Source organism: Acinetobacter sp. Ag2 (genome assembly GCF_001005515.1).
Classification (GTDB): domain Bacteria; phylum Pseudomonadota; class Gammaproteobacteria; order Pseudomonadales; family Moraxellaceae; genus Acinetobacter; species Acinetobacter bereziniae.
In genome coordinates this window covers 1-21519 of sequence record NZ_LBNA01000017.1, presented here as the reverse complement: position 1 = coordinate 21519, position 21519 = coordinate 1, and the positions used below count along the sequence as shown (strand labels likewise).

The following is a 21519-nucleotide window of genomic DNA, read 5'->3' as shown; positions in this document are numbered from 1 at the left end:
CGTCAGCATCAAGCTAGGGCGGCTATATTACTCTCTATCTCTATGAAGTCAACTGTGATTTCAAATTACTTGTTAGACGTCCTTTCTAAAACCCAACTTGATCAATTCAACCAAGTCATTGTTTTATCAGAAGTTTTAATCTTCATCACCGCCGATGGATGTGCATTCTACAGCATTCCTAACCTAACACAACCCCCTTTTTTAATCTTTCTGTTCGGATGGATATTTTTTCCTCAAATTCACCCTTTTTTTTGCTTTTTTATCTATTTTTTAAGCATTTTTCTGTATTTTTTTCATATTCAATCTATTTTTATGCTGTGTTTTGCATACGAAAGCCAGAAAATCGTGACTTTTTTCTGGTTATCGCATTTTAAAAAGAAAAACCGCATCAAGTTGATGCGGTAAATCCAATACTTTGTGAGCTTTTATATTTGGTAGCCATTTCATCGGCAAGGTGCTGCACAATTGCATCCACACTTTCAAAAGGATGAAAACAAGACTGACGTACAATCACCGCAAAGTCTCCAGCACTTAAACGATCTAGAGCATTTAACTTCGCCTTGATCTTTGGCTCATCTACAACAAGCTTCAGTTGGGTACAAACGTTTTCCAACAAAGCCAAACGTTGAGCATAATTTAAAAAATCAAAATGCATCTTAAAGTCAAAACGGCGCATTGCTGCCTGATCCAACTCATCAAAACGATTGGTTGTTGCAACCATAACACCATTAAAGCTTTCCATTTGAACCAAAAACTCATTTACTTGAGAAACTTCCCAAGAACGTGTTGCTTGACGACGGTCTTGTAACAAACCATCGACTTCATCCAAGAGTAAAACAGCTTGCATCTCTTCCGCTTCCTGAAAAGCTTTTGCAAGATTTTTTTCTGTTTCCCCCACCCAAGCTGAAATCAAATCTGAGCCACGCTTAATCAGTAATGGTCGATTGATACGTTCAGAAAGCCATCTTGCAAATGCGGTCTTACCCGTTCCAGATGCACCATATAGACATAAACGTCCGAAACCATGTTGCTGAATCCCTGTTGTGATTTCAGCAAGATTTGACTTACAGTTGATATAAGCCAAGTCATAGAATTTGGGTAATGCATTGCTGTCTTGCAACCGAATCGCTTGATACCCTTGTGCTTTCAGTGTATTGGAAACCAATTGAGTCATGCTTTCCTGTACCACTAAACCTTCATTTTCCATCTGTGCCACTTTCGCAACACGATAACTGCGACGTAAAATTGCAGGGGAAAGTTGTTCAACATTGGCAAACGCTTGTTGATACAACATATTGAGATCTTCACCACAATGCTGTTGTATAAAGCTGCTCCGTTGCTGTTTAGGGGGGACTTTTATTTCTAACACCATGTCAAAACGGCGTATAAACGCAGGATCAAGCTGGTCAGAGTTTGAAACCCAAATCGTAGGTGTTCGATTTTTTTCTAATATCCGGTTGACCCAAGCCTTACGACTTTGCGCTGTGCTTTTCATGCCTACACCATTTTCAGTGTCATTAAACACATCCTCCACTTCATCAAACATCAATAATGCAGATTGGCTATCGAAAATACATTGTGCTGCGCGATAAGCACATAAACGCCCTGTCGCTGAAATCGCATCACCATCTTCATCTTCACAGGAGATTTCAAAAAGCTGTACGCCCATTTCTTGTGCCAATGTTTTACAGAGTTGTGTTTTGCCTGTACCAGAACTGCCATACAGAAAAATATTCACACCTTCTTGCTTATTCTGTTTCACTTGCTTTAGATAAGCCATCAACAAGGTCAATTCAGAGGCTAAATGAGGATAGTCCCTAAGCGTCAATTCAGCAGGATGACTTTTATTGATCGTGCCAACAAAAAGATCCATAACATCATTGGTTTTCACCAATAATTTATCCGCCAATTGATTAGAGACCAGATTCAGTTTTCCTCGTAAATAGTTACGATAGTGTTGCTGCACACTGATCAAACCACTACGATGTAAACGCCCTTGTACAGACAGCGCTTGACGGATCTCGTCATAAGGTAAATCCAAAACCACAGCCAAAGCACGAATCGTTTTAGAAGCCGTGAGCTCACCAATCGTGTCAGCGACATCATCTAAAAGTTGCTCACTGTTGAGCATCACTACAAAACCTAAAATCGTTGTTTCAACAGCGTTTAAATCCAGCAATTGCTGGATTAATTTCAAGTTATATTGAAGTTCATCATTAAATTGAAAAGCATTCAATAAATTTTGTTGCTGAATGCTTTTATGCAATTGATTGAGTTCTTGATAAGCTGCTTGCTCATTAAATTGATCCGCAAGTAATGCTTCTGAAAAACCAAGTTTCTTAGCAATCCATTGATGGCTAAAACAATGATCAGAAATAAATTCTTTTGCGCCTCCCAGCTCCAGCAAAAATCGAAAAGCCCAGAGTTTTACAATCGGAGAAATTTCAGCAAAATCCGCAACCTCAACATGTTGCACCGTATGTGCAAAAGGTTGATTTATATATTCGTTCATATATTCACTTTTTTCTTTTCATGTCCGAGTTTAGCTTTAGCTAATCTGTATTTTTTACAAGCAAAGCGATCCCGAAGAACATGTATATTCTTTAAAATAAGGTTTTTGTTCGTTTAATTTAAACGATTAAAATGTATGAGGGTCTATTGAAAGCCCAAAATAAGAAATACGCTAAACAACATGATTGTTCTCCCGAATATTGAATTTAAATGTAGATTCAAATTACATTTCAAACAGGTGTCTAAAATGTGCTGGGTTTAATCAAGATATTATGGTTATCCTGCAACCAGTCAGTGGTCGTCTATAATCTTGTCAAATGGCAACGTTACAAGATCAAATAAGGCAAGTGAAAGAAAAAAACGGTCATCATTGTGATTATTTAAGCCATCGTGGCTAAATTTTGGCTCATTTTAATGTGAAGCATCTATTTTTGCAATTCTTTATTAGATTTTTAGCATTCATTATTCTTTTAAAGCAATCCATTTTCTTCGTCTAAGGAAATTTAAACGTTTTGAAATTCCTATGCGCTATCAACCTCAAGACTATCAAGGTCTTACCCAAACAGAAAAAATAAAAAATCCCGCCTAATGAACTGAACCCTATAAGTTGGACACAACTTATAGGGTATTTTTATGAAATACGATTTAAAGTTTAAACAAGCAGTCATTGCTTATTATGCTCAAGGCCATTCTAGTTTATCAACAGCCAAGCATTTTTCGATTAGTGATAAGGATGTCTCTAAATGGTTGGCTCAATTCAACTTAGGTGGAATTGATGCAATAAAACCAAAACAGAATAAGACAATTTATACAGCTGAATTTAAATATAAAGTATTAACAACTATGCAGGATGAGCGATTAAGTTTATCTGATACAGCTCTTCGTTTTGGTATTTCTTCCCCGAGTTTGATCAGTGTATGGCGTAAAATCTATCAAACCGATGGTATGCTTGGGCTAGAACCAAAGTCTAAAGGAAGAGCACCCATGTCTAAAAATAAACATAAATATATTGTTGATAAACCTGATCATGAAAAAACAACTGCTGAGCTTCAGCGTGAACTACTCTATTTACGCGCTGAGAATGCTTACTTAAAAAAGCTCGACGCCTTGCTGAATCCACCCAAAAAGGACAACAAGCAAGGTTGATTGATCAGATGAGTACTGAGTTTGCTTTGCCATTGCTTTTAGATATTGCTGAGTTATCGAGGAGTAGTTTCTACTATCATAAAGCCAAGCTAAATGCCGTAGTTAAATATGCAGAGCTCAAGCAACGAATTTGCCAAATTTATGATCAGCATAAAGGTAGATATGGTTATAGACGAATCACTTTAGCCTTGAAGCAACAAGGTATTCATCATAACCATAAATTGATTGCTAGGTTGATGAGAGGCTTTGGTTTAATTTCATTGATTCGGCGTAAAAAGTACAATGCCTACAAAGGTACATCCAATAAAATAGTCAAAAATAAACTCAAACGTAACTTTGAAGCGAAGCGACCCAATAAGCGTTGGCTGACAGATATAACCGAATTTAAAGTTGCTGATACGAAGTTATATTTATCTCCGATTTTAGACTGCTATAACAATGAGATTGTGAGCTATACACTTTCAAGACGCCCAGTATTTCAACTTGTTAAAGATATGCTTGATCAAGCCATAAGTCATTTACCAAACTCACGAAAACACAAGCTTATGCTTCATTCAGATCAAGGCTGGCATTATCAAATGAGCCAATTTAGGAGTACGCTTAAAGCGAATAAGATTAAGCAAAGTATGAGTAGAAAAGGGAATTGTTGGGACAATGCTTTGATGGAGAGTTTCTTTGGTACATTAAAATCAGAGACGATTTATCTAGAGAAACCAGAAAGCATTGAAGTCTTAGAGCAACAAATTCATGACTACATCCATTACTATAATCATGAGAGAATACAAATTAAACTAAAAGGATTGAGCCCTGTTCAATTCAGAACTCAATCCAGCGTTAACTAAACTGTCCAAGATTTGGGGTTCAGTCCACTAAGCGAGATTTTTTTATTGTCTTTCAGGTTATTTCGCTTTATCTATAAATAGCTGAGTACTATATTCAGTCGTTGCTAATTTATTAATTTTCTTTTGCCCTTCTTGACCAGTCAAAGCTTGGGCATATTTAAGGAAAGCCTCGGCATAATCTAAGCCGACATCTAAACGACGCTCACCAGTGATGGTCTTTAAAGTCGTATAGTAATCCCCACCATTGGCAAGAAAATCAATGGTGATCACTTTATAGGTTTTATTCAGATCAATATTTTCATATTGTCCTGCTGCATTACGTACTTGTATTTGACTGAGGCGCTGACCTTTATCTTTTGTGAAATCAACATTCCAACGTAAACCACCCGTGTATGGATAACTTCCCGTGTTATTCTGGGTAATCACTCCGTCGATCGCATCTTCGAGTGTTGCTTTAACTTCAGCACCGGTCAAATCTAAACGCAACAACGTATTTTTAAAAGGTAATACATTATAAATTTTACCGACCGTGACATCGCCCAAAGCAACATCTTCACGGACACCACCGCCATTTTGGAAGGAAATATCTGCACCAAAAAACACTTTACCTTGTTGTAAAAATGCTTCGGCAATAATTTGCTGAATATCACCACCATGTTGATCGACATGAGTATTTTTATTACACACATCTCCTAATGTAGAACGGTTTACATCACGTAATATTCCTGGTACTCGGCGCGAGCATAGATTATCTGTCGCCTGCCCTACAATTTTTTGAGCAAAGCTTTTCTTTTGATCCTGATAGGGTTTTAAAACATCTAAAGTTTTTTGTAATGGTGTGACCACAGTAAACGGTGCATTGTCTGTTTTAAATTGAGCCAGAATAGCTTGTTTTTCTGTTTCGGTGACTGCTTTTGCATCTTTCGCTGTACGGGTAAAATTGTTTCCAATTAAAACATGCGGCGTACCACTACAGCTTTCGACATTACCATTTTTGTCGAACTTAACATTGAGATCTCCCACGATATAACTATATTGCCAAGCTTGAGCAACACAGACCAATTGACCATCTTTATTGCGTAGCTGAGTCGGATAAGCACCTTCAGGCGTCATCCCATATTTTTTTAAGCCATCTGGACCCAGTAAAGTATGTGAATCGCCACCAATGATCACATCGACATCTGTAAGTGATTTTGCCAACTGTTGATCGAGGTCATATCCCACATGGGTTTGTAGAATAATATTTTTGATGCCTTGTGCTTTGTATTGATTAATTTCTTGTTGTGCGGTTTCGATTTCATCAGCAAATAATGTATCAGCATTCGGCTGAGAAGAATTTTTGGTTTTTTTCGCCACAGTTAAACCAATAATTGCGAATTTAACACCATCTTTCTCAAAGACTTGTGACTTTAAAATACGGTTGGTTTTATACAATGGAGAAGATGCACCGAAATTTACGTTAGCAGTCAGGACTTGAGTCTTTTCTTTACAAGTACCTTGGTCTAGGAAACCAATAAATTTCTTTAAACCATCATCCTTAGCATCGAATTCATGATTTCCTGGGGTAAATGTATCAAAACAAACGGTATTCATCGCATCAGCATCTGCTTTACCGTCCGTAAGGTTATAGTACAAATCACCAGTGGTGGCATCACCTGCATGGATTTTAAAAGCGTTTTTCTTTTCTGCTGTAAGTTGATTAATTAAGCTGGCTACACGCGCAAAACCACCACTTGTAACACTGAATTCTTCGTCCCCTGTCCCCACATTGGTTTTAAATTTAATACTTTCTTCATCTAAATGTGAATGGTGGTCATTTATATGTAGGATGTTTAACTCTAATGGTTTTGCTTCTACAGGTTGATCAACATTTGAATGATCATTATCATCATTACATGCCACCAGCAACGTAGAAAGCATACTCAGCAAAAAGATTTGCTTTTTCTTATTAATCAACATGATATTTCCAACAAGCAATAAATTATTCTTGTTTAGTATGTTGATCATTTATTTAATTTTGATGAATAATTAAACATTTTTCACATAAAAAACCTACATTGAAATCTTGAATTTCCAAATAGTTTAATAATTTTAATCACAAAAACCTTTTACCAATCTGAATGTACCGTCTTAGTTTTTAAATAGCTTTATTATATTTATTGCTAAAACAATTATGTAAATTTATGATTTTTATTGATTTTAAATTTAATGCATTCAAACGCAAAAAAAACCAATCAAATCTGATTGGTTTTTAACGGTGAAAACTTAATCTGCTTGATAAAATGGTCGATCACCCATCAATGTTGCTCGATTCATAACCCGGTGCTGTGGGCGATAATCATCGACTGCATAGTGGAAAGTACAGCGATTGTCCCAAAATGCAACATCATTGGCTTGCCAAGACCAACGCACCACAAACTCAGGTTTTTGAATATGCTCAAACAACATTTTCAAAACTGCATCACTTTCTTTGGCTTCTAATTCATTGATTCGTGTTGTAAACCCCTCACTCACAAATAAGGCTTTACGACCTGTAATGGGATGAGTACGAATCACAGGATGGCTAATCGGTGGATGCTTTTTCTTGGCTGCTTCTAACTTTTCCAACTCTGCTGGGTCACCACCAAAGCGATCTATCGGAAATGAACGAGCAATATCATGTGTTGCAGTTAAACCCGATAACATCTCTTGCATCGGTTGAGACAATGCTTCAAAAGCTGCTGTACCACTTGACCAGAGTGTATCGCCACCCCATGCTGGAACTTTCTTCGCACTCAAAATTGCACCCATTGCAGGTTCTTCAAGGAAAGTGACATCGGTATGCCACAGTGCATTATCACGCAAATCATTTAATTCGGTATCCAAAACCATAATTTCTGGCTGTTCTGGAATATTTGGATAAATGGGATGAATATGTAACTGTCCAAACTGTCGAGCGAAAGCAGCATGTTGCTGAGCTGTCATCGGCTGATTTCTAAAAAAAATAACCTGATGTTTTAGCAATGCTGTTTCGATCAATGTCTTTTCTTCAGGCGTCAAAGCTTGATTAAAATTAATCCCTTCAATCACAGCACCAATAGTAGGATTCAATGGTGTAATTTTAAAAGTATTTGATACAACAGCGTTCATTTCTTCCTCGATCATCTCACGATGTTTTAAAGGCAAATCATTATTAAAACTTTAAAAATACAATAATCAATTTGAGGGCGATTGCGTTTTTATCAATCTTGCCAACATGCCCACAAAGATTTAAATCAAAGCGCTTAGTGAGCTTGCTTATCCCAAGGGACCAATTTCTTTTGCAAACGGCGTAATCCAATTTCCAGTGCAAAGGCAATCACAGCAATAATCAAAATACCCACAATCACCACATCTGTTGCCAAAAGTTGTGACGATGATTGCACCATAAAGCCTAAACCTTCTGAAGCACCAACCAACTCAGCAGCAACCAATGTTGACCAACCCACGCCAAGTCCAATACGAATACCTGTTAAAATGCCAGGTAAAGCACTCGGTAAAACCACATGTTGAATAATTTGCAATGGCGTTGCACCCAAAGACTGTGCAGCACGAATTTTTGCTTGGTCGACCGAACGTACGCCTGTTGCCGTTGCGATAACAATCGGGGCAAAAATCGCAAGATAAATCAATAAAACTTTGGATAACTCACCAATACCACACCAAATTACGATCAAAGGCAAATAAGCCAAAGGGGGAATTGGACGGTAAAATTCGATGATTGGATCGACAACACCACGTATCACTTTATTTCGACCAATCGCAATTCCCACAGGAATAGCCGTAATTACAGCAGCAACCAAAGCTGTGCCAATACGACCTAAGCTTGCGCCAATATGGCTCCATAAGCTGATACTCATATAGCCATTGGTCATCAAATCTTGCAAGCGGTCTAATACTGCAACTGGTGATGGCAAAAACAAAGCATCAATCCAACCTACAGCAGTGACAAACCACCAAATTGCAAGCAATACCACAATTGTCATGCTACTGATCAAGGTAATATTCACTTCACGTGGAACATTATTTTTTTGGGGCTGAGGTTGAACTGAAGCCATTAATTTTGGGTCTAATTGTGCTGTCATCATTACACCTTTTGCCCTTGAGCTGACGTTTGTTGAGATGAGTGAGATTGCTCTTGATGATTTTGAATAAATACACGACTCAACACATGCTCACGCATTTCAATAAATTTTGGATCTGATTTGATACTCCTTGCTGACTCACCACTGGCATATCTTTTTGCAAAGTCCAGTGTTAACCGCTCGACAATTCGTCCAGGATTAGGTGCTAAAATAATCAGATCTGTCGCAAGAAAAACGGCTTCTTCAATATCATGAGTGATTAAGAATGTCGGCTTTGCTGTACTTTTCCATACATCCAACAACAAACACTGCATTTGTTCGCGTATAAAAGCATCTAAAGCACCGAACGGTTCATCCATCAGTAGAATTTTTGGATCTGAAGCTAAAGCACGCGCTAAACCTACTCGTTGTCGCTGACCACCTGACAGCTCCCAAATATGACGCTGCCCAAACCCATCTAAATTGACCAATTTCAATAATTCTTGCGCCCGCATTTGACGTGTTTTTTTATCAATACCCGCCAGTTCTAAGCCAAAAGCAATATTATCCTCAACATTCTGCCAAGGCAGCAAAACATCATCTTGGAACACCACACCACGATCACGACTCGGTGCAACAATAGTTTCACCATCAAGCTTGATATTTCCTGCTTGGGGATGAGTAAAGCCTGCAATCAAGTTTAATAAGGTGGTCTTACCACTTCCTGATGCCCCCAAAGCAACCATAAGTTGCTCTGAACCCAATTGGAATGACACATCTTGAAGTACTGGTTGCTCAGCACCTGGGTACTGTGCTTGTACGTGTTCTACAGTCAATACAGCCATGATGAATAGTCCCGATTTCTATTTTGACGCGTTGATAAAACGAGTGTTAATAAATTGTTGATAATTTGGTGAGACCTTTTTAACCAAGCCCTGTGCTTTCAAAAAGTTAACCGCATTGGCAATATTTTGTGTGGTTCGCCCACCTAAATACTGTGGGCTTAATTGTGCTTGACGATCAGGATATTCTGCCCCTGCAAGAAGCGTTGGAACATCTTGCGCATCAACTCCGGTAATTTTGGCAATTTTTTGTACTTCGGCTGAGTTTGCAGTCCAATGGCGCTTATTACGGTTGTAAGCATCATAGTAATTCAAAGTCACCGAGGAAAATTTGCTGAGTACTTCAGGATGCTTTTGCGCAAAATCCTTACGTGCGACCCAAACTTCAAATGTAGGCGAACCCCATTGCCCAACCTGCCCTGCATCCGTCATCACCTTGCCAGTTTTTTTGATATTGGCGAGAGCTGGAGACCAAACAAAAGCGGCATCAATATCTCCTCGACGCCATGCCGCATTAATTTCAGCAGGCTTGAGGTTCAACAACCGAATCTGATTGGGTTTAATATTCCAGTGTTGCAATGCGCCCAATAAACTGTAGTGCGAAGTCGAAGCAAATGGCGTAGCCACTTTTTTCCCAATCAAATCTTGCGGATGATGGATACCAGAACCATTTCTGACCACCAAGGCTTCTGCACTTTTTAAATCTGTTGAAATCAAAAACACATCAATTGGCAAGTTATTGGCAACAGCAGCACCTAAAGGACTAGATCCAATCAAAGCAATATCTACAGAGCCTGAAGCCAAAGCAGTTAAAACTTCAGCACCACTGTTAAATAAGCGCCAATCCAGTTTTTCTCCAATCACTTTGTCATATACACCATCAGCCTGTGCAACTTTGGCAGGCTCTATATTGGTTTGATAACCAATCACAATTGGACGTGCATTTACCCAACCACTATAGCTAAACATAGCTAAAGACGAGCAAAGTAAAATAAGCTGCTGAAATTTCATGATGGATATAAGCTGACAATCAATGGAAAAAGAAGAGAATCTGCTTTATGGTAAGGTTTTTGTATATTATTAAAAATATGTTTTTTAGATTTACTTATTCACTTTTTTCATTAATAAAATTGATCTTTTCACTGTGAATAGATATCTAGATCAAAACTAGAGAGTTTTTATTTAATCACAGCAATAGATAAAAAATACAAAACACATCGCACTAAAATAATAAAGTGAAAATTAAATCACATTAAGCAACACTTTCAATGGTTTATTCATCGGAAATAGAGCAAAAGCTCTATTTTTATCTAAATAAAATTACTATATTGATTATAAATAAAGCACTTTTTAGCTATAAGGATATAACATGAAAAAGGGATTTATTGCTTTTACATCACTCGCATTATTAGGATTATCAAGCGCTTCTCAAGCTAAACAGGATGTCTGTGTATTTGACTTATTAGGAAAAGCTGGTGAATCTTATAAAATGATTGAGGAATGGGCACTCGCTGCAAAAGCGTGGAATACCGATATACAGCTGATTGCTTATCAAAATGAAGAAATGGCAGAACGAGACTTCCAAAGTGGTAAATGTGATGCTGTCTTTTTAACAGCAATGCGAGCACGCCAATTTAATAAATTTGCTGGTTCTATTGATGCGCTTGGTGGCGTTCCAAACAATGCCATCGCCTTAAAAGCCATTAATTTCGTTTTAGATAAAAGAAACACGCAACGATTGAAATCAACAATCAACGGTGTGGAGTATGAAGTGGGCGGTATCGCTCAAATCGGTCCTGCTTATATTTTTGTGAATGATAGATCGATTAACACCATTGAAAAAGGACGCGGAAAGAAATTCGCCGTATTGTCCTATGATAAAGCCCAGATCGCCGCAGTAAAACGTGTCGGCGCAATCCCTGTTTTATCTGATATTTCAGATTTTATTGTGAAGTTTAATCAGGGCAAAGTAGATATGGTGGGTGCGCCAGCTTATGCATTTAAACCTTTAGAACTTTCAAAAGGCTTAGGTACTAATGGGGCAATGTTTAACTTCCCTGTACTCAATGTCACTGCCGATTTGATTTTTAATACCAGTAAATTTTCTCCAGGTTTTGGCAACCTATCTCGAGAATGGTTCCTTAAAAAAATGCCAAAGCAGTTTGAAATGGTCAGAAAACAAGAGGAAAGTATTCCAAATAAATATCGTCTGAATTTAAGTAAAGAGGACAAAGAGCGTTATCAAAAACTACTTCGGGATACACGCTTAGAATTGACCAAACAAGGGGTCTATGACCCAACCATGATGTCGGTGCTTAAGCGAGCACGTTGTACTGTAGATCGGACCAACTTTGAATGTTCACTCGCAGGTGAATAAATACTAATCCGATCCTATTGATCATTAGAAATCAGGCGATGGAGGCATCCAAAAAGTCGCCTGATTTTTAAATTCAGAACTTACTGAGCTGAAGGTTGTTCACCCAAAGTTGGATCTTGAGTGGCTTGAGCTGGTTGCGATTGTTGAATCGTAGCATCACCTTCTACCGCAGTGCCTTGCTGAGCAGGATCAACTGTTGCTGTTTGTGCAGATTGGTGCTGATCTGCTGAACTCATTGGCGCTGATTGTGTGGTTTCAGGTGCTTGTGTAGTTTCACTTGAAGTACATGCTGTACTCATCACCGCAACACCTGCCAATAACATAAAAATAAGACCTGATTTTTTCATCATCAATTCCTTTATCATCACTCGATTAAAAAACGACAATACAATCCGCATCATCGTGCTGACTATGATTGCCATTTTTTCAGCTAAGTTCGTTGCAGCTTGGTAAGACTTTTAACGTGTTGCCGTATAAGTTCTGCAAAGTTTATTAAATCAATTACTTATTTTGACTAAATAAAATATCAAGGTTAAATCATTCATTTGTCTGAGTTTTTAAATATGCGCTGAGTTGACACAAGAAGAAAGCTCATGTTGAAAAATATATTTTTACCGTAAAAGTCTCGTATTAGTTACATTGTTAAAATTTTTAATGAAGCAAAAAAAAAGCTTATCCAAGAAGATTGGATAAGCTATGAAAAACATATTCAAATAAAAAAGAAACTACAGCCATAGAATCTTAGGAGCATGATAATGAAACTCTATGTTTTTCGCAAAGCCTTATTTTCAATAAGTTTAATCGGTTTTATATATTAATTTATAATTTTTATCTATTCATTCAATTTTAATTTATGAATTTAATGGTCATTTTTCACAATTTAAGAATAAGAAAAAAAACAATTTCTCATTTTGTTTGTGGAAAAAAATCCATGTATTTGCTGAATATTCACACAATAAATTAAGATTTATATGTTATTCAGTTACGCTTCTGAGTTTTTTTGCTGAATTTCATTAAATAATATTCAATCTTGCTTGAATTTTAGTAGCTCGCCCACATTTCATATTCATTGACGAATTAAACGACCATGGCAGTTCAAAAATGAACACAGTGCAAAACTGCTGCCGATAAGGACTGTACATGTTTAAGAACCCATTTAAACGGAGTAAATCAATGGCAACTGAGCAAAATCAAGAAGCCCAAGATCTTCAAAACGAGCAAGCAGAACAGCAAACTCAGACTGAAAATGAACAGGTTGAAGTTACCGTTGAAGCTTTACAAGCTCAAATCAGCAATTTGGAAGAGAGTTTAAAACTGGAAAAAGCCCGTACGGCAAATGCAGTATATGAAGCACAAAAAAGCGTTGAGCGTATTCAACGCGATGCTGAAAAACATAAAGATACGGTATTGGAGAAGTTTGCAAAAGAATTATTAGATTCTGTAGACAATCTTGAACGTGCGATTCAGGCAGGTGGCGATGAAGAAACGCCTGTACTTGAAGGTGTAAAACTCACGTTAAAATCTCTTCTTACCACTTTAGAAAAATTTGGTGTTGTTGAAGCAGATACCACAAATGGCTTCAATGCTGACTTACACCAAGCCGTAGGGATCGACCCAAATGCAGCTGCCAACCAAATTGGTACCGTTTTGCAAAAAGGTTACACCTTAAATGGTCGACTACTTCGCCCTGCAATGGTCATGGTGGGTCAATAAGCTTAATAAATGAGGGCTTTTTGAAAATATTTTCATGAATTTTCTCAAATAATGACTTGAAAATTTTTGAATGGCTCTCATATCGGATAACAAGAAAATCCTTTTAACACTTCCTTTCTCAAGGGAGAAATAAAAGGGATTCAAAAGAATTTAGAGGAATAGATTTATGGCTAAAATTATTGGTATTGACTTAGGTACAACAAACTCATGTGTTGCTGTACTTGAAGGCGATAAAGTTAAAGTAATTGAAAATGCTGAAGGCGCGCGTACAACACCTTCTATCGTTGCATATAAAGATGGCGAAATTCTTGTAGGTCAGTCTGCTAAACGTCAAGCAGTGACTAACCCTAAAAATACATTATTCGCGATCAAACGTTTGATCGGTCGTAAATACGAAGATCAAGCTGTACAAAAAGATATCGGTATTGCACCATTCAAAATCATCAAAGCAGACAATGGCGATGCTTGGGTGGAAGTGAATGATAAAAAACTTGCACCTCAACAAATCTCAGCAGAAATTTTGAAAAAAATGAAAAAAACTGCGGAAGATTATTTAGGTGAAACAGTAACTGAAGCAGTTATTACTGTACCTGCTTACTTCAATGACGCTCAACGTCAAGCAACGAAAGATGCTGGTCGTATTGCAGGTCTAGAAGTTAAACGTATCATTAACGAACCGACTGCTGCTGCACTTGCGTTCGGTATGGACAAAAAAGAAGGCGACCGTAAAGTTGCGGTATATGACTTAGGTGGTGGTACATTTGACGTATCAATCATTGAAATCGCAGACTTAGATGGCGACCAACAAATCGAAGTATTGTCTACCAATGGTGATACATTCCTTGGTGGTGAAGACTTTGATAATGCATTGATCGACTATTTGGTTGAAGAGTTCAAAAAAGAACAAAACTTCAACTTGAAACAAGATCCTCTTGCATTACAACGTTTAAAAGAAGCTGCTGAAAAAGCCAAAATTGAGCTTTCTTCATCAAATTCTACTGAAATTAACTTGCCATACATCACTGCGGATGCAACAGGTCCTAAACACTTAGTGATGAATGTAACACGTGCGAAATTAGAAGGTTTAGTTGCTGACTTAGTTGCTCGTACGATTGAGCCTTGTAAAATTGCGCTTAAAGATGCAGGTCTTTCGACTTCTGATATCTCTGACGTGATTTTGGTTGGTGGTCAATCACGTATGCCAATGGTTCAACAGAAAGTACAAGAGTTCTTCGGTAAAGAACCTCGTAAAGATGTGAACCCAGATGAAGCTGTTGCAATCGGTGCGGCAATTCAAGGTGCAGTATTGTCTGGTGACAAAACTGACGTACTTTTACTTGACGTAACACCGTTAACACTAGGTATTGAAACCATGGGTGGCGTGTTAACTGCAATTATTGAGAAAAACACGACGATTCCTGCGAAGAAATCTCAAGTATTCTCTACAGCAGCAGACAACCAACCAGCAGTAGACATTTCAGTTTACCAAGGTGAACGTAAAATGGCTCAACAAAACAAATTGTTGGGTAACTTCCAATTAGGCGATATCCCACCTGCTCCACGTGGTGTGCCACAAATTGAAGTATCATTTGACATTAATGCTGATGGTATCTTGAAAGTATCTGCTAAAGATAAGAGCACTGGTAAAGAGCAATCAATCCAGATTAAAGCAAACTCAGGTTTGTCTGATGCTGAAATCGAAGCAATGATCAAAGATGCTGAAGCAAATGCTGAAGAAGATCGTAAGTTTGAAGAACTTGCAAAAGCACGTAACGAAGCTGATGCTTTAGTTGCTTCTGCAAATAAAGCAGTTAAAGATCTTGGCGAGCAAGTCACTGCTGATGAAAAAACTGCAATTGAAACAGCAGTTTCTGAATTAGAAGTAACTGCGAAAGAAAATGATGTTGAAGCAATCAAAGCGAAAACTGAAGCTTTACAAAACATCATTATGCCGATCACTCAACGCGCTTATGAAGCTACTCAAGGTCAAGGTGGAGCACAAGGCTTTGACCCGAACCAATTCGGTGGTGATGCAGGTCAACAACAGCAAAAAGCTGATGATGGCGTAGTCGATGCTGAATTCACAGAAGTAAAAGATGACAAAAAATAATTTGTCGCTTTAATCGAAAACCGCTCAAGAGATTGAGCGGTTTTTTTATGCTGGCAAATCATCTTTATACAAGTCTATTTAAACTTTAGATCTAAAGCGTGGCAATGAAAGTTTTATATCATTCAACACTATTTTCATCGCATTGATTTTATGGGTCCAGAGAAATTATATTTTACTGTTTGCATTTTTCAACAGATTGACTATATGGAGTGTGTGCTTTGCTAATCTCTGACATTTCTAAAAAAACAGCTTTATCCATCCATACACTACGTTACTATGAACAAATTGGGTTGCTGAAAAACATCCATCGTAACCTGTCAGGACAACGTGTATATACTTCACTTGATTTAGAATGGCTTGAATGGATCAAACGTTTAAAATCAACAGGAATGCCTTTAGAAAAAATTCAAGATTTTGCCGAATTTCGTTTACAGGGAGAACACACTTTAAAACAAAGACAGCAGCTTCTGATTGAGCATTCTGCTCAATTAAAACTGGAAATTCAAAGACTTCAACAAGAGCAGAGTATTGTTGACTATAAAATTAAAATTTATGCTGAAAAAATGCTTGAGCTAGAGTGAACTCGAGCAGTTAAGCTTTTTACTTCCTACTTTAAATCGGAGTAAAAAACATGTTTCATTCAGGCTTTTACATCACCGCAGAATTAAGAATACTAGATGAAAATAAAATCTTAGAAACCCGTGAAGCCTTACAAACATTATGCAAAATGACCCTTCAACACGAATCAGGATGTAGCATGTTCCAACTGCATCAGTGTCAACAAGACCCAAGACGTTTACTGCTCTGGGAACGCTTTGATTCAGAACAAGCGTATCAGGCTCATTTTAAGCAGGTTTATACCCAAGAATATTTGGCGCGGAATTTAACTGAAGTGGTACAGCATTTCGTTAGCGATTGCGTGTTATAACACCTCATGCATAGCTAAGCCCATTGTGATTTTTCAAGATGATGAATTGCTAATCCGCATTAAATCTTTTATCTTAATTATCACAATAATAATGGATCAAACGATGAAAAACTCCCCTGCTGTTTCACCCGCTGTTTATTATAGTTTGATCCTTGCTCAGTTTTTTTTGCCCGTTATTGCGGCAATTATAGACATATACTGCACTGAACCTGAGTTAATACTACTTGATAAAACCCTCTATCAAGACCCACAGACTTGGGAGTTGGCAGTGATGTCTGTTGCAGGCTTAATTATACTCATCATCACTTTTGGCTTATGCTTGAAAAAAGAATGGGCAAGAAAAGCCTATCTTTATAGTTTTTTTCCAACATTTTTACTTTATTTCATGCCGTATATGCACTGGATTTACATGACCAGCTATGCTGCGATTTTTAACGATCTTGCCTTTGTCTGTTCAGGTATTTTATTGATGATTTTAGTGACACCCTCACTGTATCAACCTATTTTTGAACACGATTAATCATGTATAAAGTCCTCAGCATAAGCCTTGCTTTATACGTCTTTCTAGAAATTCTATGTCATGTATTTGCTCTTGTTGCGCGCAAGATTGTCAGTCGCTCAGATACGCAAAAACTCAACCACCCTTTGCATCTTCAATTTATCCAACAAAGTTTTTATCGCACGATGTTACTGGTCAGCATCGTACTGATGAGCCATTTTTATACTGAATTAGCTTTTTTTGAGCAGAATGATTGGATTCGATTGGGGTTGAGTATCTTGATTATTTTAATGATTTTACTGGTATTTTGGTGGATAAATGCTTTTATTGTGCGGCAAGTTGTTCTAAAACAACAATACGCTGTCACCGCAGTGTTTAAACAGAAAATCAGTTATATCATGCGACATCCCTTACAATTTAAATCCCTGTATATCACCACTGAATACTTAAGCATATCCGTTTGGATGAACAGATTCCTAAGTGTACTGGCATTTATCCTGCTGTTTATTGATATTTATATCCTGTTTAGCCCTTAAATAAAATTGATCAGATCGCGCCTTCCATCCTAATTCCTAAACTGAGCTGTAATAGGGTAAACAATCCTTTCATAAATAAAAATAATCCTGCAAATATACATATCAACATAATTAGTCGTTGTTTTTTGCTGAGGCTTTGTTTTATTTGTAGATTATATTGCTGATCAAGGACTTTATTTATTGGTAAATGATCAATCACTTTCTGGGAAATTTGTTTTTCTAACTGATTTAATGATGAGCCTTCAACAATCGTTAAGTTGTAATTTCCAACCTCCAACTCACAATAAAACATTAAATTTGAACCTCGTGTAAAACTATTTTTATGTGGTCGTCCTAGACTTGAGGTCAATTTAACCTCCTCTTGTGAATCGAGATTGACGATTTTAGGGTGAATAAAAGCCATAGGTGCGAGTTTAAATAATGGTCCTTCCTGCCAAATTGAATAGCCACCTTTATGAGTAACGCTAAAATTTTTAGATTTTTGCACCAAAGGCATTTCTAGCACTAACTTTGCTCGAAAGAGCTGTACCAAGCAATATATGACATTCACCCAACAGCAAATGCCCGCAATTAAAAAAATCCAGCCTAAAATCAACATTCCATTCATCAGTCTTTGCGATTGTGTAATTTTCAGATAAATTATCGATAACAAAAATTATTTTTTTAAGCAAGCATGCGTTTCTGGATTATTGTTAGCGTCATTATTTTTACGGCATATTTTGCGATTCAACGCATGATGTATCCGCAACTCAACCATAATTCAGCGATTGATCGTATTACACACCCTTTAGATACTCGTTTACGTTATCGCATTGGTGAAGTTGATCCTCGCTTCCATCTGAGCAAAGCACAGGTAAAAAATTTAGCGCAAGAAGCGGCTGAAATATGGCACTTAGGTACAATGCAAAGTTTATTTGTTTATGACGATCAGGCAAAGCTGACGATTAATTTGATTTATGATGAGCGCCAAGCTGAGTCCAGTGCCAGAACTCAAGCCTTACGCACCCTAGAAAATACCCAACAATATTCTCAAAGTGAAAAACAAAAAATTCAACAACTACATCTTGAATTAAATCAAGCCAATCGAGAATTAGACTTTCAAAAGCGTAGTTATCAACATAAAGTTGAACAATATAATCAACTGATCAATGCACTTAATCAATCAAGGCAAAATTTAGATGCATCTGTAAGATTCGAATTAGATCAACAAAAAAATCAATTAATCATTGAACAGAGTCAATTGAAACAACAATTAGATCTTTATAACCAAAAAGTGGATACATTAAACCGTCAAGTTGAACAGCTTAATTCAGTGAACCATCAATATAATCAATCTGTTGATCAGTTTAATATGCGTTTTCAGCCACGCCAATTTGACAAAGGTGTCTTTGATGGTAAAACCATTAATATTTATGAATTTGAGTCCGATGCAGATCTAAGAGTCACCATTGCACATGAACTGGGTCATACTTTAGGTCTTGCACATAATAATGACCCTAAAGCACTCATGTATCCGATGATGAAAGAACAAGATTTGAAAAATTTTAGATTAACTCAAGCTGATTTAGCCATGCTAAACTCAAGACAACGATAAGAAAATTTAATAATGAACCATCAGCATTTAAATCCATAATTTTCTTATGTATTTAAATTATTTTTTTCAAATTCATGTTATTGTGAACTGAAGACGCAATGAATTGAGGAGATGACTGTGAGCTATTATCATATTATTCTGGAAGTAAATGATCATATCAGCACGATTGAGCAAACTCGTGATATTGAAATTTATGATATTACTGAACTTCAGCCATACCTTCATTCTATTTTATTGCCTTACTTCAATGAGCAAATTATTGAACTGGAAGATGAAAATATTGAGTTTACAGATATTTTACATCTTGAAATCAAACAAACATTACTTCCAATCCAGCATTTGATCGAAGAAGAACAGAAGCAATTGCCTAGTGATACCGATGTGACTATTACTGCACATGAAATCTTTAATGATCGAGATCACACTCAGGATGTTACTGCGGTCATTTTAGATGTATTAGAAGCCGTTAAAATAGATCAATCTGCGATTGAATAAACCTGATCAATGAAAAGGTCTGCAATCGCAGACCTTTTTATTGTATTCATTGCCCTGAATACAACATATCTTTACTGCATCATACTTTTTGCAGCCTCATTTCTAAATGCTTTTAAAATCTGCTGCCCCGCTCGACCTGTTGGACTTAATCCTAATTTAACCTGTTCTTGTTGAATAGCTTGGCGAGTTTTATCACCTATCAGACCATCAGCATCACCAATCGCATAGCCTTTCTTCAATAAATAGTTTTGAATTTCACGGCGTTCTGCACGAGATGTTCCAGCATCTTCTGTTGGCCAAGCCGTTTGGAACCCTCCTTTACCCTGTAAACGATCTGATAAATGTGCAATTGCAAGTGCATAACTTTCAGCAGCATTATAGGAATAGATTGCATCAAAGTTTTTAAACACCAAGAATGCTGGACCATTTGCACCAGCAGGCATCATTAGACCAGCTTGAGAGCCTTCAGATAAGTTTCCTTGAATGATTGGTGTGCCATCGACACGAGTAAAACCACGATTGACCCAAGAACTGAGTGATTTTTTATTGCGGCGACTTTCTCCAGACACTGATGCACCCGCAGGAATTTTTACCTCAAAGCCCCAAGGCATTCCTGTTTGCCATCCACGCTTTTTCAAAAAATTAGCGGTTGAAGCTAAAGCATCAGAAGTACTTGAAACCAGATCACGACGTCCATCACCATCAAAGTCCACAGCCAATTCTTCATAGGTAGAAGGCATGAATTGAGTATGACCGAATGCACCAGCCCATGAGCCTTTCAGTTGATCTTCGCGTAAATCTCCACGTTGTAAAATACGCATTGTGGCAAAAAACTCACCTCTAAAATAGCTTTGGCGACGCCCTTCACAGCTTAATGTCCCTAAGGCTTGTAATAATGGATATTTTCCAGAAATATCTCCAAAATTACTTTCAACACCCCAAACGGCAACCACTGTTTCTGCAGGAACACCATAAGCAGCCGCAACACGGTTAAGAACATCCCGATGCTGGCTCAGCATTTGACGCCCTTTTTCAACACGTTCTTCATCGACTAAACCTGAAAGATAGTCCCAAATCGGCGTAGAAAACTCTGGTTGATAGTCTAATTTACTAATGACGGAATAATCAGGCGTTAAATTTTGTGTATAACGATCATAGGTTGAACCGCTTACACCAGAGCTCACAGCTTGTGAACGTAAATTTGCAATACAGCTTTGAAAATTAGAATTAGGTGTATAAGTTGTATCTTTAGTTGTTGTCACTGGTGAGCTAGACACCGCCTGACCATTAATAATTAATTCAGCATTGGCATGTGATGCCGCGAATAAAACAGATCCACAAATCAAAGTTAAATGGCGCATAATATCCACAAAAATAGTTTTAAATTATCTGAATACCATAACAGCCTGTGAATAAAATGACAGATGTAAAAACGTAAATTTTGAATTCATTTTCCAATTTTAAATTCAAAACTCTCAACATCGTAACTTTGAATTTAAAATAAAGTTATCCACACAAGCCCCCAACATACAGTTTTAAATTCATTTATGAATTCAAATTAATTCTTATTTTTCTGCACATTTTTAAATTCAAATTGTTCTAGTTTTTATCCACAACACACTCCCAAAATTTAACAATGCGAGTTATCCACAAGATTGATTTTAAATTCAAATCTCCATCAGCTTTAAATTTAAAGTTTTAAATTCAAAAATATTTAGCTTCATATCTTAGATTTTTTGTGGATAAGTCTAGAATGATACAATTGAGTTGGGCAGCATGAATGGTTTTGAATTCAAAAAATTATCGATTTTTTGAGATTTAAAATAGGGTCTGTTGACATTTAG

At 37.2% G+C, this 21519-nt stretch carries 21 protein-coding genes; 12 read left to right on the top strand and 9 right to left on the bottom strand.

Annotation, left to right across the window (positions count from 1 at the left end; genetic code table 11):
* Positions 1–405: hypothetical protein (locus AAV97_RS21275; RefSeq protein ID WP_081409707.1), on the top strand; the 405-nt coding region annotated here is incomplete at its 5' end.
* On the opposite strand, the gene AAV97_RS00675 is transcribed toward AAV97_RS21275, so the two are convergent.
* Positions 389–2512 carry an AAA family ATPase gene (locus AAV97_RS00675; protein WP_046759528.1) on the bottom strand — a complete coding sequence of 708 codons (2124 nt, stop codon included), beginning with the start codon at positions 2510–2512 and terminating at the stop codon, positions 389–391. The two genes, AAV97_RS21275 and AAV97_RS00675, sit on opposite strands and share 17 nt — an antisense overlap.
* A gap of 632 nt (positions 2513–3144) precedes the next feature.
* On the opposite strand from AAV97_RS00675, the gene AAV97_RS00670 reads away from it, so the two are divergent.
* Both AAV97_RS00670 and AAV97_RS00665 read left to right on the top strand, forming a co-directional pair.
* On the top strand, positions 3145–3657 hold the full coding sequence (locus tag AAV97_RS00670; protein ID WP_046759527.1) for a helix-turn-helix domain-containing protein: 513 nt from the start codon (positions 3145–3147) through the stop codon (positions 3655–3657).
* Positions 3654–4499, top strand: coding sequence for an IS3 family transposase (locus AAV97_RS00665; protein ID WP_081409706.1), 846 nt, complete (start codon positions 3654–3656; stop codon positions 4497–4499). Before AAV97_RS00670 ends, AAV97_RS00665 begins: the two co-directional genes overlap by 4 nt.
* 57 nt (positions 4500–4556) lie before the next feature.
* Here the strand turns inward: AAV97_RS00665 and AAV97_RS00660 are convergent, their stop codons facing one another.
* The 5 genes from AAV97_RS00660 to tauA form a co-directional block, all read right to left on the bottom strand.
* Positions 4557–6458 (bottom strand): 5'-nucleotidase C-terminal domain-containing protein, encoded by a 1902-nt coding sequence (locus AAV97_RS00660; protein ID WP_046759526.1) that lies wholly within the window; start codon positions 6456–6458, stop codon positions 4557–4559.
* A gap of 306 nt (positions 6459–6764) precedes the next feature.
* Positions 6765–7628 carry a taurine dioxygenase gene (tauD, locus tag AAV97_RS00655; RefSeq protein WP_005034900.1) on the bottom strand — a complete coding sequence of 288 codons (864 nt, stop codon included), beginning with the start codon at positions 7626–7628 and terminating at the stop codon, positions 6765–6767.
* Between the two features lie 134 nt (positions 7629–7762).
* A complete protein-coding gene (gene tauC / locus AAV97_RS00650) occupies positions 7763–8602 on the bottom strand; it encodes a taurine ABC transporter permease TauC (protein WP_009584743.1) in 840 nt (279 codons plus the stop codon).
* A gap of 2 nt (positions 8603–8604) precedes the next feature.
* Entirely contained in the window at positions 8605–9426 is an 822-nt protein-coding gene (gene tauB / locus AAV97_RS00645; RefSeq protein WP_046759525.1) for a taurine ABC transporter ATP-binding subunit, read from the bottom strand.
* Between the two features lie 18 nt (positions 9427–9444).
* Positions 9445–10434 carry a taurine ABC transporter substrate-binding protein gene (gene tauA, locus AAV97_RS00640; protein ID WP_042088876.1) on the bottom strand — a complete coding sequence of 330 codons (990 nt, stop codon included), beginning with the start codon at positions 10432–10434 and terminating at the stop codon, positions 9445–9447.
* Positions 10435–10792: 358 nt separating this feature from the next.
* Here tauA and AAV97_RS00635 point away from each other — a divergent pair, with 358 nt between their 5' ends.
* Positions 10793–11800: a putative solute-binding protein gene (locus AAV97_RS00635; protein ID WP_046759524.1), complete on the top strand. Its 1008-nt coding sequence runs from the start codon at positions 10793–10795 to the stop codon at positions 11798–11800.
* 80 nt (positions 11801–11880) lie between these two features.
* On the opposite strand, the gene AAV97_RS00630 is transcribed toward AAV97_RS00635, so the two are convergent.
* Positions 11881–12147 (bottom strand): hypothetical protein, encoded by a 267-nt coding sequence (locus AAV97_RS00630; RefSeq protein WP_005034888.1) that lies wholly within the window; start codon positions 12145–12147, stop codon positions 11881–11883.
* A gap of 826 nt (positions 12148–12973) precedes the next feature.
* Between AAV97_RS00630 and grpE the strand changes: the two genes are divergently transcribed.
* The 6 genes from grpE (at position 12974) to AAV97_RS00600 (ending at position 17586) form a co-directional block, all read left to right on the top strand.
* Complete coding sequence (grpE, locus tag AAV97_RS00625) at positions 12974–13513, top strand: nucleotide exchange factor GrpE (protein WP_005034886.1); 540 nt, start codon at positions 12974–12976, stop codon at positions 13511–13513.
* A gap of 166 nt (positions 13514–13679) precedes the next feature.
* Positions 13680–15623, top strand: a complete 1944-nt coding sequence (gene dnaK / locus AAV97_RS00620) for a molecular chaperone DnaK (protein WP_005034883.1) — start codon at positions 13680–13682, stop codon at positions 15621–15623.
* Positions 15624–15841: 218 nt separating this feature from the next.
* Positions 15842–16204 (top strand): MerR family transcriptional regulator, encoded by a 363-nt coding sequence (locus tag AAV97_RS00615; protein WP_046759523.1) that lies wholly within the window; start codon positions 15842–15844, stop codon positions 16202–16204.
* Positions 16205–16254: 50 nt separating this feature from the next.
* Positions 16255–16551, top strand: a complete 297-nt coding sequence (locus tag AAV97_RS00610; RefSeq protein ID WP_046759522.1) for a putative quinol monooxygenase — start codon at positions 16255–16257, stop codon at positions 16549–16551.
* A gap of 103 nt (positions 16552–16654) precedes the next feature.
* The gene (locus AAV97_RS00605; RefSeq protein ID WP_009584741.1) at positions 16655–17071 is read left to right on the top strand and encodes a hypothetical protein; all 417 of its coding nucleotides are present in this window, start codon (positions 16655–16657) and stop codon (positions 17069–17071) included.
* Between the two features lie 2 nt (positions 17072–17073).
* Positions 17074–17586, top strand: coding sequence for a hypothetical protein (locus AAV97_RS00600; protein WP_009584753.1), 513 nt, complete (start codon positions 17074–17076; stop codon positions 17584–17586).
* Between the two features lie 10 nt (positions 17587–17596).
* Here AAV97_RS00600 and AAV97_RS00595 read toward each other — a convergent pair whose 3' ends face one another.
* Entirely contained in the window at positions 17597–18184 is a 588-nt protein-coding gene (locus tag AAV97_RS00595; protein ID WP_227560687.1) for a hypothetical protein, read from the bottom strand.
* Between the two features lie 75 nt (positions 18185–18259).
* On the opposite strand from AAV97_RS00595, the gene AAV97_RS00590 reads away from it, so the two are divergent.
* The gene (locus AAV97_RS00590; RefSeq protein WP_046759521.1) at positions 18260–19180 is read left to right on the top strand and encodes a matrixin family metalloprotease; all 921 of its coding nucleotides are present in this window, start codon (positions 18260–18262) and stop codon (positions 19178–19180) included.
* Between the two features lie 111 nt (positions 19181–19291).
* Positions 19292–19675, top strand: a complete 384-nt coding sequence (locus AAV97_RS00585; RefSeq protein WP_010590990.1) for a hypothetical protein — start codon at positions 19292–19294, stop codon at positions 19673–19675.
* A gap of 71 nt (positions 19676–19746) precedes the next feature.
* Here AAV97_RS00585 and AAV97_RS00580 read toward each other — a convergent pair whose 3' ends face one another.
* Entirely contained in the window at positions 19747–21036 is a 1290-nt protein-coding gene (locus AAV97_RS00580) for a lytic murein transglycosylase (RefSeq protein WP_046759520.1), read from the bottom strand.
* Between the last annotated feature and the right edge of the window lie 483 nt (positions 21037–21519).

Coding starts and splice junctions, on each gene's coding strand:
- AAV97_RS00675 (WP_046759528.1), bottom strand. CDS start 2,512: ATGAACGAATATATAAATCAACCTTTTGCACATACGGTGCAACATGTT.
- AAV97_RS00670 (WP_046759527.1), top strand. CDS start 3,145: ATGAAATACGATTTAAAGTTTAAACAAGCAGTCATTGCTTATTATGCT.
- AAV97_RS00660 (WP_046759526.1), bottom strand. CDS start 6,458: ATGTTGATTAATAAGAAAAAGCAAATCTTTTTGCTGAGTATGCTTTCT.
- tauD (WP_005034900.1), bottom strand. CDS start 7,628: ATGAACGCTGTTGTATCAAATACTTTTAAAATTACACCATTGAATCCT.
- tauC (WP_009584743.1), bottom strand. CDS start 8,602: ATGACAGCACAATTAGACCCAAAATTAATGGCTTCAGTTCAACCTCAG.
- tauB (WP_046759525.1), bottom strand. CDS start 9,426: ATGGCTGTATTGACTGTAGAACACGTACAAGCACAGTACCCAGGTGCT.
- tauA (WP_042088876.1), bottom strand. CDS start 10,434: ATGAAATTTCAGCAGCTTATTTTACTTTGCTCGTCTTTAGCTATGTTT.
- AAV97_RS00635 (WP_046759524.1), top strand. CDS start 10,793: ATGAAAAAGGGATTTATTGCTTTTACATCACTCGCATTATTAGGATTA.
- AAV97_RS00630 (WP_005034888.1), bottom strand. CDS start 12,147: ATGAAAAAATCAGGTCTTATTTTTATGTTATTGGCAGGTGTTGCGGTG.
- grpE (WP_005034886.1), top strand. CDS start 12,974: ATGGCAACTGAGCAAAATCAAGAAGCCCAAGATCTTCAAAACGAGCAA.
- dnaK (WP_005034883.1), top strand. CDS start 13,680: ATGGCTAAAATTATTGGTATTGACTTAGGTACAACAAACTCATGTGTT.
- AAV97_RS00610 (WP_046759522.1), top strand. CDS start 16,255: ATGTTTCATTCAGGCTTTTACATCACCGCAGAATTAAGAATACTAGAT.
- AAV97_RS00605 (WP_009584741.1), top strand. CDS start 16,655: ATGAAAAACTCCCCTGCTGTTTCACCCGCTGTTTATTATAGTTTGATC.
- AAV97_RS00600 (WP_009584753.1), top strand. CDS start 17,074: ATGTATAAAGTCCTCAGCATAAGCCTTGCTTTATACGTCTTTCTAGAA.
- AAV97_RS00595 (WP_227560687.1), bottom strand. CDS start 18,184: ATGTTGATTTTAGGCTGGATTTTTTTAATTGCGGGCATTTGCTGTTGG.
- AAV97_RS00590 (WP_046759521.1), top strand. CDS start 18,260: ATGCGTTTCTGGATTATTGTTAGCGTCATTATTTTTACGGCATATTTT.
- AAV97_RS00585 (WP_010590990.1), top strand. CDS start 19,292: ATGACTGTGAGCTATTATCATATTATTCTGGAAGTAAATGATCATATC.
- AAV97_RS00580 (WP_046759520.1), bottom strand. CDS start 21,036: ATGCGCCATTTAACTTTGATTTGTGGATCTGTTTTATTCGCGGCATCA.